Here is a 16,552-nt window from a genome sequence, read left to right as displayed (position 1 = left end):
GGCTGAGAATTGACGGCGCGTGAACACCGCCATGATATGCCGCCCCTCAGGGCATCACCAACTTTCGCTCATTACTCTCCTCTGAATCACCAAATCTATGACGTCTTGAAAAGCATTGGACAAACAGGTTCGAACCAAGGGTTCGAACCTCGCCAACCCCTATCTCGCGGTCCAACTCGCCGATCTGACAGCGGCGCTGGTGGAAGAGGACCTGCAATGTCTGCTGATGAACGCCAGCAGCGACAGGAAGGACCTGACGCGCTCGCTCCAGCTGCTTCTGGAATACCGCGTTCGTGCGGTGGTGGTTCTGTCCGGCGCGCCGCATCATTCACTGGTGCGCGAATGCCTGGACAACGGGGTGCGCGTCATCCTCATCAACCGCGCCGTCGACAGCGCCCTGGCCGACATCATCGCCTTTGATGCCGAGCAGGGCGGTCGGCTTGCCGCCGAGCGGCTGATCGCCGACGGGCGCCGGCGGGTGGCGGTGGTGCAGAGCGCCAGCAAGACGCTGTCGAAGCTGCAGCGCGCCGAGGCATTCCGCGCCCGCATGGCCGAGGCGGGGGTGGAAGTCGTCACATGGGCGCACGGCGGCAACAGTTACACCGCAGGCGAAGAGGCCGCCCGCGCGCTCCTGGGCCAGGGCGGCATCGACGGCGTATTCTGCGTCACGGACGAACTGGGGCTGGGCTTCCTGAACACTGCGCGCCATGCGCTCTTGCGTCGCATTCCAGAGGAGATGTCGCTGATCGCCTTCGACGACGTGCCGCAGGCGGCATGGTCGTCACACGCCATGACGACCGTTCGGCAGCCCGTGGCCGAACTCAACCGTGCTGTCATCGAAGCGCTCATCCGCGAGACCGCCGGAGATCCGCGTCCCCTCGTGCGGAAAATTCCGGTCAGCCTTGTGGAACGCGGCACCACGCTGCCGGGGCGCTGGGCCCCGGCACGTGCCCCGTAGACAGCCTCAGCCGTCCGAACGGGCGCTCCAGTCGGCATACCAGTCGCGGAAGAGCGCATACTGCGCTTCGATATAGTTGCGCTGGGCGTTGGTCAGCGCGTCGGTCTCGTTGAAATGCAACGCATATTCGCCGTCGCCGTTCAGCACCATCAGATGCTTGTAGTAGAGCACCAGATCGGGCCCCTCGTCGAAGGAGGACAGCACCGCCATCGCATCGTCGAGTTCCTTCGCCTGGACGCGGGCGCGGGCGTCGCCCCTGGCCGCTTTGTCGCACAGGGAGACGAGGTGCAGCACCTCGCGCGGCAGCGCATTGCCGATGCCGGTGATCGCGCCCCTGGCGCCGCAATTGACGAAGCCGTGAAAGACATTGGTGTCGACGCCGACCATCAGCGTCACGCCGTCGTCCTGCGAGGTGATGTGCTCGGCGGCATAGCGCAGGTCCGCGGCACCACCGAATTCCTTGAAGCCGATCAGGTTGGGATGCTCGGCGCGCAGGGCGAAGAACAGATCGGCCCGCGTGGCAAAGCCGTAATAGGGGCTGTTGTAGATCACGGCGGGCAGGTCGGGAGCGGCCGACAGGATCGCCTTGAAATGGGCACGCTGGGCGATGGGCGAGGTGCCGCGCGAAAGAACGCGGGGAATCACCATCAGCCCGTGCGCGCCGACCTGGGCGGCGTGCGCGGCATGGGCCACCGCCTGCCGGGTGTTCACCGCGCCGGTGCCGACGATGGTGGGCACGCCCGCCGCGACGAGCCGCGCCACGCCCTCCATGCGCTCGGCGTCCGTCAAAAGCGGCCAGTCGCCCATCGAGCCGCAATAGACGACCGCGGACATGCCTGCATCGATCAGTTCCTTGCCCTTCTTCACGAGCGCGGCGTAGTCGGGCGTGCGCTCGGCCGTGCAGGGCGTCATCAGGGCGGGAATGGTGCCGGTGAAAATGTTGTCAGCCATCTTTCTATCCTTCGGGTATGCCGGGCATCGGGTTTTGGCGGGATGCGACAGCGGCATCGCGCCGGGTGTGCCCGTTATGGGAGAGTTTCCTGCGGGTCGGTCAGAACCCCACGATCTTGGAGGGCAGCCAGGTCGTCAGCTCGGGAAAGAGCGCGATTGCGACCAGGGTCGCCAGTTGCAGCAGAATGAACGGCGTCACGCCCCGGCACATCTGGCCGTATGTCATGTCGGGCGGCGCGATGGACTTCAGGTAGAAGATCGACGACGCCATGGGCGGCGTGAGATAGCTCGTCTGAATGACGACGATCACCATCGTGCCGAACCACACCGGGTCGATGCCGGCGGCGCGGATGAAGGGCGTGAAGAGCGGCACGCAGATCAGCACGTTCGCGGTCCAGTCGAGGACGAAACCGAGAAGCAGGACGATGAGCAGGAACAGCGCGATCATGCCTGCGTCGCCGAGTCCGGCGGTTTCGACCATGGCGCGGATGAGGCGCGATCCGCCATTGGCCGCGAAGGTGCCCATGAACATGGTGCCGGCCGCCACGATCAGCAGGATCATGGCCGAGATGCGCACGGTGATCTTCAGGGACTCGCGCAGCATGCCGAGGCTGAACCGGCCATAGGCGATGCATAGGAGCAGCGCGCCCACCGCACCCACGGAGGCGGCCTCCGTCGGCGAGGCGATGCCGGCAAGCAGCGAGCCGAGCACGGCGAAGATCAGGGCGAAGATGGGCAGCAGCGAGGTCGCGGTCAGGCGCAGCTTTTCCGCCAGGGTGACGTCGGCGAATTCGTCTTCCGCCTCGATCTTCTCCGGCGGGCGAACGAGGCCGTGAACCAGCAGGAAAAGGATGAAAAATCCTACCATCAAAAGTCCCGGCAGCATCATGCCGGCCAGGAGCTCGCCGACCGACATCTGCGCCAGCGAGGCGTACATGACCGCGATGACGGAGGGCGGGATCATGGTGCCGAGCGAGCCGCCGGCGCAGATCGTGCCGGCGATCAGGCTGTTGTCGTAGCGATAGCGCTTCATGGCGGGAATCGCCATCATGCCGATCATCACCTCGACGGCGCCCACGACCCCGGCGGCGGCGGCGAAGACCGCGCCCATGGCGATGGTGGCGACGGCAAGCCCGCCGGGCAGGCGCGACATCCACAGCTGCATGACGCGGAAGAGCCGCTCGGCAATGCCGGAGCGTTCGAGGATCGCTCCCATCAGGACGAACATCGGGATCGCCGCGAGGATGAAGTTCGTGGCGGCGGAGTAGAATGAGCCGTAGAGCTGTCCGAATGCGTTCGGTCCGAAGGCGATCAGCCCCGCGCCGGCCGAGACCACGGCGAGCGAAAAAGCGATCGGAATGCCCGAAAGCACGAGCAGGAACAGCAGCGGAAACATGAGCGCGGCGATAAGCATGGCTCAGGCTTCCAGATCGAAATCAGTGTTTGTCTCACCCCGGAAGGCGCGCAGGCCCTGCACGGCGATCTGCAGGGTAAGCGCCAGCAGCCCCAGCGCCAGCACGCCGTAGAAGGGCCACATGAGCGGCGCCCAGGGGCTGACCATCTCGACCTCGCCGGTCACATAGGCGCGCCAGGCGCGGCCGATCGCAAACCAGGACAGGGCGGCGAAGATGGGGGTCAGCAGTATAAAGAAAACGACGCCCTCGATGGCGCGGCGGACGCCCGCCGGCATCTTCTGCGCAAGGAAATCGATGCGCACATGGGCGTCCTGGCGCAGCGCGTAGGCCGCGCCGAGGACGAAGAGCGTTCCGGTGCACATATAGGAGATGTCGAACGCCCAGATGGTGGGCGCGCTGAAGATATAGCGCGCCGCGACCTCGTAGATCATGGAGACGACCAGCACGAGGGTTATCAGTTCCGCAACGCGGGAGAGCACTCCGGACATCGCGTCCACTGCCTTGAACAAGGAACTCATTCCGGCCGCCTCGATCGTCTCTCAATCTTCGTTGCGGATCAGGTAGCTGCTTTCGGCTGACCAGCAGTCCTTGAAGGCCATGTAGTCGGAAAGCAGTTCCGCCATCTCGGGTTTGCCTTCCTCCTTCTGGGCCGCGGCCTTCTTGGTGATCCAGTCGACGCCGGCTTCGGACAGCTCGGTCACGAATTCGGGATCGAGGGTGATGATCTCGTTGGGTCCCTCGCGATAGGTCTCCATCGCCTTGATGTCTTCGCTGTAGAAGTGCAGGAGCGCCTGCATCGTCGTCAGGTCCGCGGCCTTTTCGATCAGCGGCTTCAGTTCGTCGTCGAGCGCGTCCCAGGTCTCCTGCTTGAGCACCACCTCCCACAGGAAGGTCGGCTGATGGACGCCCGGCACGATGATGTACTTCGCCGCCTCGTGGAAGCCTTCCGGCAGGTTGCCCGAGGGCGGGCCCCACTCGACAAGGTCGACGCCCTTGCGCCGCAGAAGCGTATAGATCTCGCCCGGGGGCACGACCGTCGGCACGGCGCCGAAATATTCGCCCATCACCTCTGCCCAGGGGCCGGACGTGCGGTACTTGACGCCCTTGAGGTCCTCGGCGGTGCGGATCGGAACGTTGGCATGGGCCATGATTTCGGAAGAGCCGATGCCGACGATGAGGCTCTTGAAGCCTTCCTCGGCGCGCAGCTCGTAGAGCGCTTCCTTGCCGCCGCCCTCGTAGATCCAGGTGATGTAGGCCTCGGGTCCCATGCCGCCGGGAAAGCCGGCGAAAATCGCGTTGATCGGATCCTGGTTGACCCGGTAGCTCGGGGTGGAGTGGCCGGCCTGGACGATGCCGTCGCGCACGCCGTCATAGACCTGCAGGGCAGGCACGAGAACACCGGCGCCGAAGGGTTCGATCTCGACACGGCCATCGGTCAGAACGTCGACGTTCTCGGCGAAGCGCTCGAGAAAGTTGACGTAGAAAGGCGAGCCCTCGGGCACCGAGGTCGGCACCTGCCAGGTGACCTCCTGGGCCATTGCGGTCGTGCCGACCGTCAGGAGCGGCACGACCAGCCCCCATTTTCTTATGCGTTCGAACATTGCAATCCCCTGTTGTTTGTCTGTTCCACGGCGCCAGGGCATGACGCCAGGCGGTTCCGGTCGCCCGTCGCGCGGAACCGGAGGTTTCGCTGGCCGGGCGCGCCGGCCCTCCAGCCACGGATAAAGGCTAATGCAGAAGACCTTTCGTGTCGACAATAAATATACAAGATTTCGGCATCGTGTTCGGCGAGCACTCGGCGCCGCCAGTTTCGCAGGGAGAATGCGGCGGGGGCCGAACGATCAGAGCGTTAATTCGGCGTTCACGCGGCGGTCGGCGGCGATATAGGCCTGAATCTGGCGGACGATCTGATCCGCATGCGCCCGGGCCACGCGGTCCGCGCGGGCAACGTCCCGGGCTTCGATGGCGGCGACCATCTCCTCGTGCTCGTCGAGATAGACGCTCGGCAGTTCGTCGTTGAAGGAGGAGTAGTAGAAGCGCAGGAGACGGCGCCCCTCGTCGAGCAGCCGCTCGAAGAGTTCCGTGTAATAGCGGTTCTTGCCCGCCCGTGCGATCTCGGCGTGAAAGTTGCGGTTCACCTCGATCATGCCGGAGACGTCCTTGGCCGCCACCGCCTCGGCGTAGCCTTCCTGCAGCGAGCGAATCGAGGCGATTTCGTCCTCTGTCCGGTTGACGGCGGCCAGCCGCGTGGTCACCCGGTACATCAGGGAGAGCGCGTCGAAGAATTGCGGCATCTCCAGGAAGTCGATGGGCGCGACGACCGTCGAGCGGTTGGGGAGGGTGACGACCAGTCCATCGCTCGCCAGCTTGACGAGGGCCTCGCGGATGGGCGTCCGCGACATGCCGAAACGCTCGGTCAGCTTGATCTCGTCGATGAGACTGCCGGGCGGGATCCTTAGCTCCAGGATCTCGCGCTTGAGCGTGGCATAGGCGGTCGCTACGCCGAGCCCGCGCTTGCGCTTGGCGCCGTTCGTCTCCGCGCCGGTGGAGGCTTGATCATTCATGCGTTTCGCCCTGCCAATAGGAACATCTTGTCGACAAGGTGTTCCTATCAGCGGGCATAGGGAAATGAAAGGGCCGCCTCGCGGCGGCCCGGAAGGGAAAGCGGGGCAGGGCGACGCCCTTTCGTGTCACTCGGCCCGGTTCTTTTCGGCCTGTCGCGCCAGATGCCACAGGGCGTTGGCGTTGAGCGGCGTCTTCGTCACCTCGATACCCAGCGCGTCGGCGACTGCGTTGGCGATCGCCGCCGCCGGGCCGATTGCCCCGCCTTCGCCGAGGCCCTTTGCGCCGAGGGGCGTGAGCGGTGTCGGCGTTTCGATGTGGTGCAGCTCGATCTCCGGGATCTCGGTGGCCAGCGGCATCAGATAGTCGGCGAAGGTGACGGTGAGCGGCTGACCGTCCTCGTCATAGATGAAGTGCTCGAGCATGGCCGATCCGATGCCCTGCACGACGCCGCCGCGCACCTGGCCGTCGACGATGAGCGGGTTCAGGATCGTCCCGCAGTCCTCGACCACGACGAAGCGCTTGAGCTGCATCTTGCCGGTCTTGGTGTCGATCTCGACCACCGCCGCATGCACGGCGTTTGAGTAGGTGCCGTCGTTGGGACCGTCCAGAGAATATTGCGCCTCCAGACCCGGCTCCATGCCCGCCGGCAGCTGGTCGACATTGCGCAGCGCGGTGCGCGCCAGCTTGGCCACGGCGACATGCCTGTCGGGCTGGCCCTCGGGATGGGCTATGCCGTTCTGCAGCACGATCTTCTGCGGGTCCGATTGCAGGAGGTGGCCGGCGATGGCCTTGAGCTTGTCGGCGATCCGGCCCGCGGCGACATGCACGGCGCCGCCGCCCAGCGCACCGCCGCGGCTGCCCCAGGTGCCGACGGAATAGGGGGTCGTCAACGTGTCGCCATGGCGCACGTGCACGTCCTTCGGATCGATCCCCAGCGCATCGGCGGCGACCTGGGCCATGACGGTCTCGTGACCCTGGCCGTGGTTCTGCAGGCCGATGTCGACGAGGGCCTGCCCGTCGGGCGTCATCTCCACCCGGGCGGCGATGTAGCCGGTTTCGATCGGCACCCGGCGGCGGGTGAAGTCGGGCGTGCCGTGCGCCGTCTGCTCGACGAAGCAGGCGAGCCCGACGCCGATGCGCTTGTCCGGGTCATTGCTCGAGGCTTCGGCCGCTGCCCGGTCCTCGGCCAGAAGGTCGCGCATCTTCTCCAGCGTCTCGGCATAGGAGCCGGGGTCGTAGGTGAAGCCGAGGGCGTTGGTATAGGGGAAGTCCCGGACGACGTTCTTGAGGCGGAACTCGATCGGATCGAGGCCGAGCTCGTTGGCGATGTCGTCCATCAGCCGCTCCTGCGCGAAGACGGCCGATGGCCGCCCGACGCCGCGATATGTGCCGATCGGACACTTGTTCGTCGCCAGGGCGCGGAAGGTGGCTTCATAGTGCTGGAAGTCGTACGGGCCGGGCATCACCTTGGCCGCCATGCCGGGGTCGCCCGCAGCGGTGAACGGGAAGGTGGAGTAAGCCCCGACATCCACGCTGATGTCCGCCTTCAGCCCGAGAAGCCGGCCATCCTCGGACACATATGCCTCGAGCGTGTGACTGTGGTCGCGCGCGTGGATGCTGGAGGTGAGATGTTCGCGGCGGTCCTCCACCCATTTCACCGGGCGCCCCGTCTTCATCGCCAGCCAGGGGACGAGCACTTCTTCCGGGAATACCTGTCCCTTGACGCCGAACCCGCCGCCGACGTCAGGCGCGACGACGCGCAGACGCGATTCCGGCAGCCCAAGCTCCTCGGCGATATAGGTGCGTACGAGATGCGGTATCTGCGTCGACGACCATACCGTCAGCATTCGGCTGGCGGGGTCGTATTCGGCGGCGACGCCGCGCCCCTCCATGGGCACGCCGGCCTGGCGCTGGGTGGTATAGGTGCGCTTGATCACGTGGGCGGCCTCGGCCTTTGCCTGGGCGATGTCGCCGCCCTTCATCTGCCGTTCCACGAAGATGTTGGTGCGCCAGCCGTCGAAGAGGCCGGGGACCTCCGGATCGCGCGCCTGATCCATGGTCGTGACGACCTGCAGCGGCTCGTAATCGACAAAGACCATTTCGGCGGCGTCTTCGGCTTGATAGGCGTCGTCGGCCAGCACTGCGGCGACGGCCTCGCCGACAAAGCGGACGCGCTCCCTGGCAAGCAGAGGCTGCTCCGAATACTGCATCTCCGGATAGTCCTGGTGCGCCTTGATCGACAGATCGCCGATATCGGCGCCGGTGAAGACCTGCGTCGGGAAACCGATATCCTCGAGCGCCTCGGTGTCGATCTCAAGGACTTTCGCATGCGCCATCTGCGCGCGGACGAAGCGCAGATGCAGCATGTTCGGCAGCCGGATATCGTCGATATAGCGTGCCGTGCCGGCAAGCAGGCGCGTGTCCTCGAAACGCTGAATGCGGGCGCCGATATGCTTCGGCCGGTCCATCTGCTGGGTCATGCCTGGGCGCCCTCCTCGAGATTTTCACCGATGACCTTGCGCACCGCCTCGACGATGCCCTGGTAGCCGGTGCAGCGGCAGATATTGCCGCTCATGGCTTCGCGAATCTCCTCCTCGTCGGGCATGCGCCGCTCGGCCGTCATTTCCTCGACGAACGGAATGAGCGTCATGATGAAGCCCGGCGTGCAGTAGCCGCACTGCAGGCCGTGCTCGCTGCGGAAGGCTTTCTGCAGCGGGTGGTCGGCGCCGACGCCGCCGACGCTTTCCACCGTGCGGACCGACTTTCCGTCGCACTGGGCGGCGAAGGTGAGGCAGGACAGGCGCGGCTTGCCGTCGAGATGAACCGTGCAGCAGCCGCAGGCACCGTGGGCGCAGCCGATATGCACGCCCGACAGGTTGAACTCCTGGCGTAGAACGTCGGCGAGCAGGCGGCGCGACTCGACGCTGAGCCGGCGCGTCTCGCCGTTCACTTCGAGGGTGATCTCGATCATGATGCCTCCATTGCGCGGGAACAGGCGGTGGCCAGGGCCTGCTCCGTCAACTGCCCGACCAGCGCGCGGCGGTAGTCCGCGCTGGCGGAATGGTCGTCCGGGGGATTGAGGGTTTCGGTGAAGGCGGCGATGGCAGCCGCGGCATCCGGGTGCGCCAACTCCAGGCCTTCCAGTGCTTCCTCCAGCTGTGGAGCGCGCATGGCCGTCTGGCCGGCACCCGAACAGGCGACCGCTGCGCGGGTGACGCGGCCTCTGGCGTGTTCCAATGTCACGCCGCAAGCGGCAATCGCGAAATCACCACGCCGCTCCGCCATCTCGACAAAGGCGCCCGAGGAGGACGCAGGCGGCACGGGCAGTTCAACGGCGACAATCATCTCGCCCGCCTCCAGCACCGTCATGTAGGCGCCTTCGAAAAACCGCGTGGCGGGGAGGCGCCGCTCACCCCCGGCGGACGCGGCGATGATTTCCCCATCGTGAAGCATGCACAGAAGCGGCAGTTCGGCCGTCGGGTCCGCGTGGGCCAGGCTTCCGCCGATCGTGCCATTGCGGCGGATGGTGGGATGCCCGATGGCGCGCACGCCGTCGATGAAGGCGGGAAAATTGTCGATGATGAGCGGCTCGGCAAGATAGCGCTCGTGGCGGACGAGGGCGCCGATGCGGATGACGCCGTCTTTTTTTTCGATCGTGTCCAGCCCCAGGCCGTTGATATCCACCAGGTGAGCGGGGCGCGCCAGCCGCAGGTTCATCATCGGCACGAGGCTCTGGCCGCCGGCGATCGGCCGCCCCTCGTCGCCAAACTCCTGAAGCAGCGCCAGCGCCTGCTCCAGGCTGTCCGCCTTGTGATACTCGAATTCCGAAGGTCTCATCTGCAGGTCCCTTGGTTGCAAGCCCCGGTGCGGGCTCGAGGAAAAGGTTTTCCGCTGGTTTCAGCCGTAATCGAAACTGATGCGCCGGCATACGCGCGGGCACGGATTTCCCAGCCTGCGAGGAAACTACTCATCGGGCGTCTTGTATGCAATGAAAAAAAGATTGTAGACAAAAACACGACCAACGTATTAGGTTTGGCTATATCAGCCTCGCTCAGGGTGCCTGAGGGGAACTGACGGCGGAAGCGGCCAGCGGCCGCCAGAACATTGGAACAATGCAAGGGAGAACGGAATGAACAAAGCGATCAAAGCGGCTCTCGGTGCGCTTGCGGTGGCCGCGCTTTCGAGCGCCGCCACCATTGCCGTTGCGCAGGAGAAGGTCACGCTCAGGATGGTCGGCGCGTTTCCGATCGGACCTTCACCCACGGCGGAGATCGGCAACAAGTTCATGGAAGCGGTCAACCGGCTGGGCGAAGGCAAGGTGGAGATCAGGTATCTCGGCGCGTCCGACGTGGTGCCGACCTTTGACCAGCCCGAGGCGCTGGTGAACGGCGTTTTCGACGTATGGTACGGAGCGCCGAACTACTGGGCTGGCGTCGTGCCCGGCGGCGACTTCACCGAACTTTCCGATCTCAAGGTCCCCGATGGTGGTCCTGGCTCGGAGATCTATGAATACCTGGTCGACATGTTCGCCGGGAAGGGCGTGCGCTACCTTGCCCATGCGGCCGGCGACGTTGGCGTCGGCACGCACAAGCTGAGCACCAATTTCCAGGTCGAGTCGGTGGAGGACCTTCAGGGCAAGAAGATCCGCGTCGCGCCGCTGCTGCGCCACTTCGTGGAGGCCGTCGGGGCCGAGCCGATCACGCTGCCGCCGAGCGACATCTTCCTTGCAATCGACCGCGGCACGGTTGACGGGTTCACATGGCCCGTGGCCGACGGCTACACCAACAACGGCTGGGAAGAGGTGACCGAGTACCTGGTCGACCAGCCCATGTATCGCAGCGGTGCGGGGCTCGCCATGAACCTCGACAAGTGGGAGAGCCTCTCTCCGGAAGTGCAGGACATCCTGACCGAGGCCGTGGTTGAGGCGCAGACCTTCGCGCAGGATTGGTTCCTGAAGAACGAGCAGGAGCAGATCGAGAAGATGAAGGCGGCCGGAATGGAGATCCTGCCCATCTCCGAGGAGGAATCGGAGAAGTGGACCGAGATCGCCAACGACGCGCTGTGGGAGTATTACCAGGAGGTCCTGAGCGAGGATCAGATCTCCGAAGTTTCGCGTCTGCTCGGGCGCGAGTGACGTCGGATCGGCAGCATCGCGACCGCGCGGCATCATAGGCGCGGTCGCGGTCCCATAAACACAAGATCAGGGCGGCGTCAGGGGTTGCGCCATGCAGCTTTTGGAAAAGTTTTTCACCTGGATCGTTAATTTCTTTGCCGTGCTTGCCGGGCTCCTTCTGGTGGCCATCATGCTGGCCACCGTCTTCAAGGTCGGCCTGCGTGGTGTGGCGGGACGAGGGATCATCGGGATCGATCAACTCAGCGGAACTGCCATGGTCTACATGACCTTTCTCGGCGGCGTCTGGGTCCTGCGCCACAACGCGCATGTCACCGTCGATCTGGTGCTGAGCGGGGCACGCACGGCAGTGAGGCGCAATCTCATCGTTCTCAACTCGGTGGTCGGTGCCATCATATGCTTCGTTGTCAGCTACTACGGTTTCGTTGCCGTTCAGACCTCGCTGGCACGCGGCATCATGGTGGTGCAGGAGCTGGAAATCCCGCGGGCGATCGGCCTCTTTCCGATCCCGGTCGGCGCCCTTCTGCTCGGGATCGAATTCGTGCGCCGTGCGCTGGCCGCCCATCGCGGCGCCTTCGACGATGAACAAGAACCGAAGCTGGAGGCCTGAGTCTGTATGGAGTGGTGGCAATTTCTTCTGGCCTTCTTTTCGGGCCTCGGCATCCTCCTGATCATCGGGCTGCCGGTCGCCTTCGCCTTTCTGCTGGTCAATATGGTGGGAGTTTATTTCCTCTGGGGCGGCACGTCCGGTTTCAACCAGATCGTCATGAGCATCGAGAGTTCGATCTCGACCTTCGTCTTGGTGCCGATCCCGATGTTCGTGCTCATGGGCGCGATCATGTTCCACTCGGGCATCGCTCGGAAGATGATCGACGTTCTCGATCACTGGATCGGCTTCGTCGCCGGCCGCCTGGCGGTCCTCGCCATCACCACCGGCGCCGTGCTCGGCGCGCTGACGGGCGTGGCGATGGGGAGCGTGGCGATTCTCGGCTCGGCGCTGCTGCCCGAGATGCGGGAGAGGGCCTACGCGAAATCGATGACGCTCGGACCCATCCTGGCAAGCGGCAGTCTCGCCATTCTGATCCCGCCGAGCACGCTCGCCATCGTTTTGGCCAGCCTGGGCGGCTTCTCGGTGGCCAAGATCCTCGTGGCGATCGTCGTGCCGGGGCTCCTGCTGGCGGTCATGTACGCGACCTACATCGTGCTTCGCTGCGTGCTCAATCCGAAACTGGCGCCTGCCTACCAGGTGCCGCAGGTGCCGATGTCTCAGCGCCTGAAGGAGACCTTCATCCACCTGATCCCGCCGGTCTCGATCATCGTCTTCGTGATCCTGGCCATCTTCTACGGCGTGGCGACGCCGACAGAGGCGGCGGCGCTGGGCGCCTTCGTCACCTGTATCCTGGCGGGGCTCTATGGCTACCTCAACTGGAAGATGATGCGCACCTCGATCGCCTCGGCGACATCCTTGTCCATCATGGTGCTGATCATCCTCACCGGATCGGCCGGCTTCAGCCAGCTTCTGAGCTTCGCAGGGGTGACGACGGCCATCACCAATTTCGCGACGGATCTGCCGGTCCATCCGATCATCCTGCTCATCCTGATGCAGCTGGTCGTCATGTTCCTCGGCATGTTCCTGGAGCAGACGTCGATCGTGCTCGTCACCGTCCCGATCTTCCTGCCGATCATCAACGCACTCGGCTGGGATCCGATCTGGTTCGGCACGATCATGATGCTCAACCTGGAGATGGCGACGATCACGCCGCCCTTCGGGCTGTCCCTTTTCGTCATGAAAGGCATTGCCCCGCCGGACGTGACCATCGGCGACATCTACAAGGCGGCCGTTCCCTTCATCCTCATCAACATCCTTCTTATGGCCCTGATGATCGCCTTTCCGCAGATCGTGCTGGGGCTGCCGAACATGATGAACTGAGGACGCGGCCTTCGCGTCCCGTGGCAGTGGGGTCCCACTGGACAAACATGCGTCAAAGGAGCAATCAATGAGCACTGATCATCGCCAGGCCATCATCGACAAAGTCGAGGAGAACCGCGACTATGCGATCGAGTTCCTCCGCCGGATGATCGCCATTCCGAGCGTTACCGGAGACGAGGCCGCGATCCAGAAGTTCGTTGCCGAGCACATGCGCAAGATCGGGCTCGACGTGGACATGTGGGAGACGGATTGGGAGGAGTTGAAGAAGCACCCCGGGTACCGTCCGGTCGCGCGTGGATACGAAAACCGGCCCAACATCGTCGCCACCTACAAGGGCACCGGTGGCGGTCGTTCCTTGCTTCTCAACGGCCACACCGACGTTATCCCGGTCGGTGACGGATCGGGCTGGACCGACGATCCGTGGTCGGCGAAGATCCGCGACGGGCGCATCTACGGGCGCGGTTCGGCCGACATGAAGAGCGGTGTCGCCAGCCATATCCTGGCTGTCGAGTTCCTGAAGCAGCTCGGGCTGCGGACGAAGGGCGACGTTTACATCAACGTGGTCATCGACGAGGAGGTCAGCGGACACGGGACGCTGGACACCGTCATCCGCGGCTACCGCGCCGACGCCGGCATTTCCGGCGAGACCAGCGATCTGCACATCCAGCCGGCCTGCATCGGGCGCATCTGGTTCGAGATCACGGTCCAGGGCAAGCCGGCGGGTGTCCAGAAGCGCTACGAGGGCATCAGCGGTATCGAACTCGGCAACAAGATCGTCAAGGCGGTGCAGGAGCTCGAGGACGAGCGCGTCGCAACGGTGACGCATCCGCTCTATCCCGTCGCCATCGACTCCCTGCCGTGCCTGATCGGCAGTTTTCAGGCGGGCAGCTATCCGAGCGCCTTTCCCGACAGCGCCGTGCTGAAGGGCTCGATTGGCACGGTGCCGGGCGAAGACCACGAGGGCGTCAAGCAGAGCCTGGTCGACAAAATCGCCAAGGTCGCCGCTGAAGACCCCTGGATGAAGGACCACCCGCCGGTGGTCCGCTTCGTCGGCTACGACGCCGAGGCCTCGGAAATCCCCACCGATCATCCGATCGTCGAGATGCTGAGCGGCATCTACAAGGAGCTTACGGGCAAGGAGCCGGTGATCTCGGGGCGCCAGGGTGCGGCCGACACGCGTTTCCTCAACAAGTATGCCGACACGCCCACCGTCATTTTCGGTCCGGGTTCCACATCCGTCATGCACGCCAATGACGAGTACGTGTCGATCGACGACTTCATCACAGCCATCAAGGTGATGGCGTTGGCGATTCACGACTGGTGTGGGGTGGAAAGCGCGGAGTAAGCCGCTGCCTTTCGCCCGCCGACAACAGGAAAGACCCAAATGGCCGAGCTGAAGCAGGAATTCGTTGTTGCACAGCCCAGAGAAAAGGTCTGGGCCGTCTTCCAGGATATCGAGACGGTGGTCGGCTGCCTTCCCGGCGCCAGCTTGACTGAGCCGCCGACCCCGAACCACGCCAAGGGCCGCATGACCGTCAAGCTGGGACCGGTGAAGGCGAATTTCGCCGGCGAAGCCGACATCGAGCGCGACGAGGCTGGCTATACGGGTGTCATCAAGGGCTCCGGGATCGACAAGAGCCAGGGCTCGCGCGCCAAGGGCAATGTTCGCTATGCCTTGGAGGAGGCGGACGGCGGCGGCGCCACCAAGGTGGTGGTGGCCGTCGACTATACGCTTTCCGGTGCGCTGGCGCAGTTTTCGCGCGGCGGCATCGTAGAAGCCGTAGCGGCCAAGCTGACGGAAGATTTCGCGGCCAATCTCGAAGCGGAGCTGTCGGACGGCGAAGCCGCCTCCGATGCGCAACCGGCGTCTTCCGCACCCGGCGGTGGCGAGGCGAAAGGGGAGCCGCGCTCCGGGAAGGCCGGAGGCTCCCGCTCGAACGAACTCAACGCGTTGAGCCTGATCGGCGCAGTGATCAAGGGGTGGTTCAGGAAGCTTTTTGGTGCAAAGTAGGTGCGCATAGCTAGAGGGACGAGTCCCATGCTTTTCGAGGTGCTGCGCAATCCGACTTACCAGCGTCTGTTCAGTGCCCAGATCATCGCCCTTCTGGGAACCGGCCTGCTGACGGTCGCCCTCGGCCTTCTTGCCTTCGATGCGGCGGGCGAGGAGGCCGGCGTCGTTTTGGGGACCGTGTTCTTCATCAAGATGGTCGCCTATGTTGGGCTGTCTCCGCTGGCCAATGCCATTGTTTCGAGACTGCCGCCGCGCCGCGTGCTGGTGGCGATGGACCTGATCCGTGCCGCGGCTGCTCTGTGTCTGCCCTTCGTGGATTCGGTATGGCAGATCTATCTCCTTATCTTCGTGCTGCAGGGCGCGTCGGCGACCTTCACGCCGACATTCCAGGCGCTCATCCCCGAAATCCTGCCCGACGAGCGGCAGTATACGCGCGCGCTGTCGCTTTCGCGGCTGGCCTACGACCTGGAAAACCTGGTGAGCCCCGTCCTTGCCGGCCTCGCCTTGCTGTTCGTCAGCTATCACTGGCTTTTCGGCGGGACGGTGTTCGGCTTCCTTCTGTCCGCGCTGCTCGTCGTTTCGGCGGCACTGCCGCGCAGAGAGCGCGCGCAACAGGCGCAGCCCTTCCTCGACCGGCTGAGCCGAGGCATGCGGATCTATCTGGCGACGCCGCGCCTGCGCGGACTGTTGTCGCTGAACCTCGCCGCGGCGGCCATCGGGGCGATGGTCATCGTCAACACGGTCGTGATCGTGCGCGCCGGCTTCGGTCTGGGCGAGCCGCAGGTGGCGATGGCGCTCGGCGCCTTCGGCGCGGGAAGTATGACGGCGGCGCTGCTCCTGCCGCGGCTGCTCGACCGCCTCGACGACCGGACGGTCATGCTGGCCGGTGCCGCGGTGGTCAGCACGTTGTTCCTGGGCCTGTCGCTTGGTCTCGGCAGCTTCACGCGACCCGGCTGGCCGGGCTTTCTGGCCCTGTGGCTGGTGGTCGGCTTCTGCTACGCCGTGGTTCTGACGCCGTCCGGCCGATTGCTTCGGCGCTCCGCGCAAAGGGAGGATCTGTCCCCGGTCTTTGCCGCCCATTTCGCCCTGTCACACGCCTGCTGGCTCGTCACCTATCCGCTCGCGGGCTGGCTGGGCGCGCGCCTCGGCATGGCCGAAACGGCGCTTGTCTTGGGCCTGCTCGCGGTCACGGGCGTGCTGACGGCACTGTTGCTATGGCCGGTCCGCGGCGACAAGTTCGTCCTGGAGCACGAGCACACGGATCTCGATCCGGCGGACCCGCACATCGCCGACGCCGTGCGCACGCCGCACGGGTGGCGCCACGCGCATGTCTTCAACATCGACGATCGCCATCGGCGCTGGCCGAGCTAGAGCATTTTGCAGCAAGATGGAAACATCTTGCGTCGCACAAATGGGGCAAAAACAAACAAATAGACCGGATCAGCGTTTCAGTGAAACGATAAACCCGTCTACTGAAAAACACCTGAGAAGAAAAAGGCCGCCCGAGGGGCGGCCAGACCGCTGACAAACCCCTGGCTTTGGCCGGGGGTTTTTGATTCACTGGGTCATGTTGAAGCGACCCGCCCCTGAA

The 16,552-nt window shown here is 64.6% G+C and carries 15 protein-coding genes; 7 read left to right on the top strand and 8 right to left on the bottom strand.

Annotated elements, in window-relative coordinates:
- Positions 1 to 115: 115 nt before the first annotated feature.
- Positions 116 to 958: a substrate-binding domain-containing protein gene (locus NYR58_RS19180; RefSeq protein ID WP_261522758.1), complete on the top strand. Its 843-nt coding sequence runs from the start codon at positions 116 to 118 to the stop codon at positions 956 to 958.
- A gap of 6 nt (positions 959 to 964) precedes the next feature.
- Here NYR58_RS19180 and NYR58_RS19175 read toward each other — a convergent pair whose 3' ends face one another.
- The 8 genes from NYR58_RS19175 to NYR58_RS19140 form a co-directional block, all read right to left on the bottom strand.
- Positions 965 to 1,909, bottom strand: a complete 945-nt coding sequence (locus NYR58_RS19175; protein ID WP_261522757.1) for a dihydrodipicolinate synthase family protein — start codon at positions 1,907 to 1,909, stop codon at positions 965 to 967.
- Positions 1,910 to 2,009: 100 nt separating this feature from the next.
- Positions 2,010 to 3,323 carry a TRAP transporter large permease gene (locus tag NYR58_RS19170; RefSeq protein WP_261522756.1) on the bottom strand — a complete coding sequence of 438 codons (1,314 nt, stop codon included), beginning with the start codon at positions 3,321 to 3,323 and terminating at the stop codon, positions 2,010 to 2,012.
- Positions 3,324 to 3,326: 3 nt separating this feature from the next.
- Entirely contained in the window at positions 3,327 to 3,842 is a 516-nt protein-coding gene (locus tag NYR58_RS19165; protein WP_261522755.1) for a TRAP transporter small permease subunit, read from the bottom strand.
- 21 nt (positions 3,843 to 3,863) lie between these two features.
- Positions 3,864 to 4,925 (bottom strand): TRAP transporter substrate-binding protein DctP, encoded by a 1,062-nt coding sequence (gene dctP, locus NYR58_RS19160; protein WP_261522754.1) that lies wholly within the window; start codon positions 4,923 to 4,925, stop codon positions 3,864 to 3,866.
- A gap of 240 nt (positions 4,926 to 5,165) precedes the next feature.
- Complete coding sequence (locus NYR58_RS19155) at positions 5,166 to 5,888, bottom strand: GntR family transcriptional regulator (protein WP_261522753.1); 723 nt, start codon at positions 5,886 to 5,888, stop codon at positions 5,166 to 5,168.
- A 126-nt stretch (positions 5,889 to 6,014) separates the two neighbouring features.
- Complete coding sequence (locus NYR58_RS19150) at positions 6,015 to 8,369, bottom strand: xanthine dehydrogenase family protein molybdopterin-binding subunit (protein ID WP_261522752.1); 2,355 nt, start codon at positions 8,367 to 8,369, stop codon at positions 6,015 to 6,017.
- On the bottom strand, positions 8,366 to 8,860 hold the full coding sequence (locus tag NYR58_RS19145) for a (2Fe-2S)-binding protein (protein ID WP_261522751.1): 495 nt from the start codon (positions 8,858 to 8,860) through the stop codon (positions 8,366 to 8,368). The genes NYR58_RS19150 and NYR58_RS19145 overlap by 4 nt, the downstream gene beginning before the upstream one ends.
- A complete protein-coding gene (locus NYR58_RS19140) occupies positions 8,857 to 9,726 on the bottom strand; it encodes an FAD binding domain-containing protein (RefSeq protein WP_261522750.1) in 870 nt (289 codons plus the stop codon). Before NYR58_RS19140 ends, NYR58_RS19145 begins: the two co-directional genes overlap by 4 nt.
- Before the next feature lie 292 nt (positions 9,727 to 10,018).
- On the opposite strand from NYR58_RS19140, the gene dctP (NYR58_RS19135) reads away from it, so the two are divergent.
- The 6 genes from dctP (NYR58_RS19135) to NYR58_RS19110 all read left to right on the top strand — a co-directional run bounded on the left by dctP (NYR58_RS19135) (position 10,019) and on the right by NYR58_RS19110 (position 16,332).
- Positions 10,019 to 11,023: a TRAP transporter substrate-binding protein DctP gene (dctP, locus tag NYR58_RS19135; RefSeq protein ID WP_261522749.1), complete on the top strand. Its 1,005-nt coding sequence runs from the start codon at positions 10,019 to 10,021 to the stop codon at positions 11,021 to 11,023.
- A 91-nt stretch (positions 11,024 to 11,114) separates the two neighbouring features.
- The gene (locus NYR58_RS19130) at positions 11,115 to 11,630 is read left to right on the top strand and encodes a TRAP transporter small permease (RefSeq protein WP_261522748.1); all 516 of its coding nucleotides are present in this window, start codon (positions 11,115 to 11,117) and stop codon (positions 11,628 to 11,630) included.
- 6 nt (positions 11,631 to 11,636) lie between these two features.
- A complete protein-coding gene (locus NYR58_RS19125) occupies positions 11,637 to 12,950 on the top strand; it encodes a TRAP transporter large permease (protein ID WP_261522747.1) in 1,314 nt (437 codons plus the stop codon).
- 67 nt (positions 12,951 to 13,017) lie between these two features.
- Positions 13,018 to 14,295, top strand: a complete 1,278-nt coding sequence (locus NYR58_RS19120) for an ArgE/DapE family deacylase (RefSeq protein WP_261522746.1) — start codon at positions 13,018 to 13,020, stop codon at positions 14,293 to 14,295.
- 39 nt (positions 14,296 to 14,334) lie between these two features.
- Positions 14,335 to 14,961, top strand: a complete 627-nt coding sequence (locus NYR58_RS19115) for an SRPBCC family protein (protein WP_261522745.1) — start codon at positions 14,335 to 14,337, stop codon at positions 14,959 to 14,961.
- 27 nt (positions 14,962 to 14,988) lie between these two features.
- The gene (locus NYR58_RS19110; protein ID WP_261522744.1) at positions 14,989 to 16,332 is read left to right on the top strand and encodes an MFS transporter; all 1,344 of its coding nucleotides are present in this window, start codon (positions 14,989 to 14,991) and stop codon (positions 16,330 to 16,332) included.
- Positions 16,333 to 16,552: the final 220 nt, after the last annotated feature.

Origin of the sequence: Chelativorans intermedius (genome assembly GCF_025398255.1) — a bacterium.
GTDB lineage: Bacteria > Pseudomonadota > Alphaproteobacteria > Rhizobiales > Rhizobiaceae > Chelativorans > Chelativorans intermedius.
Note: the sequence above shows the minus strand (reverse complement) of the source record. Positions and strands in the feature narration are given on the sequence as shown.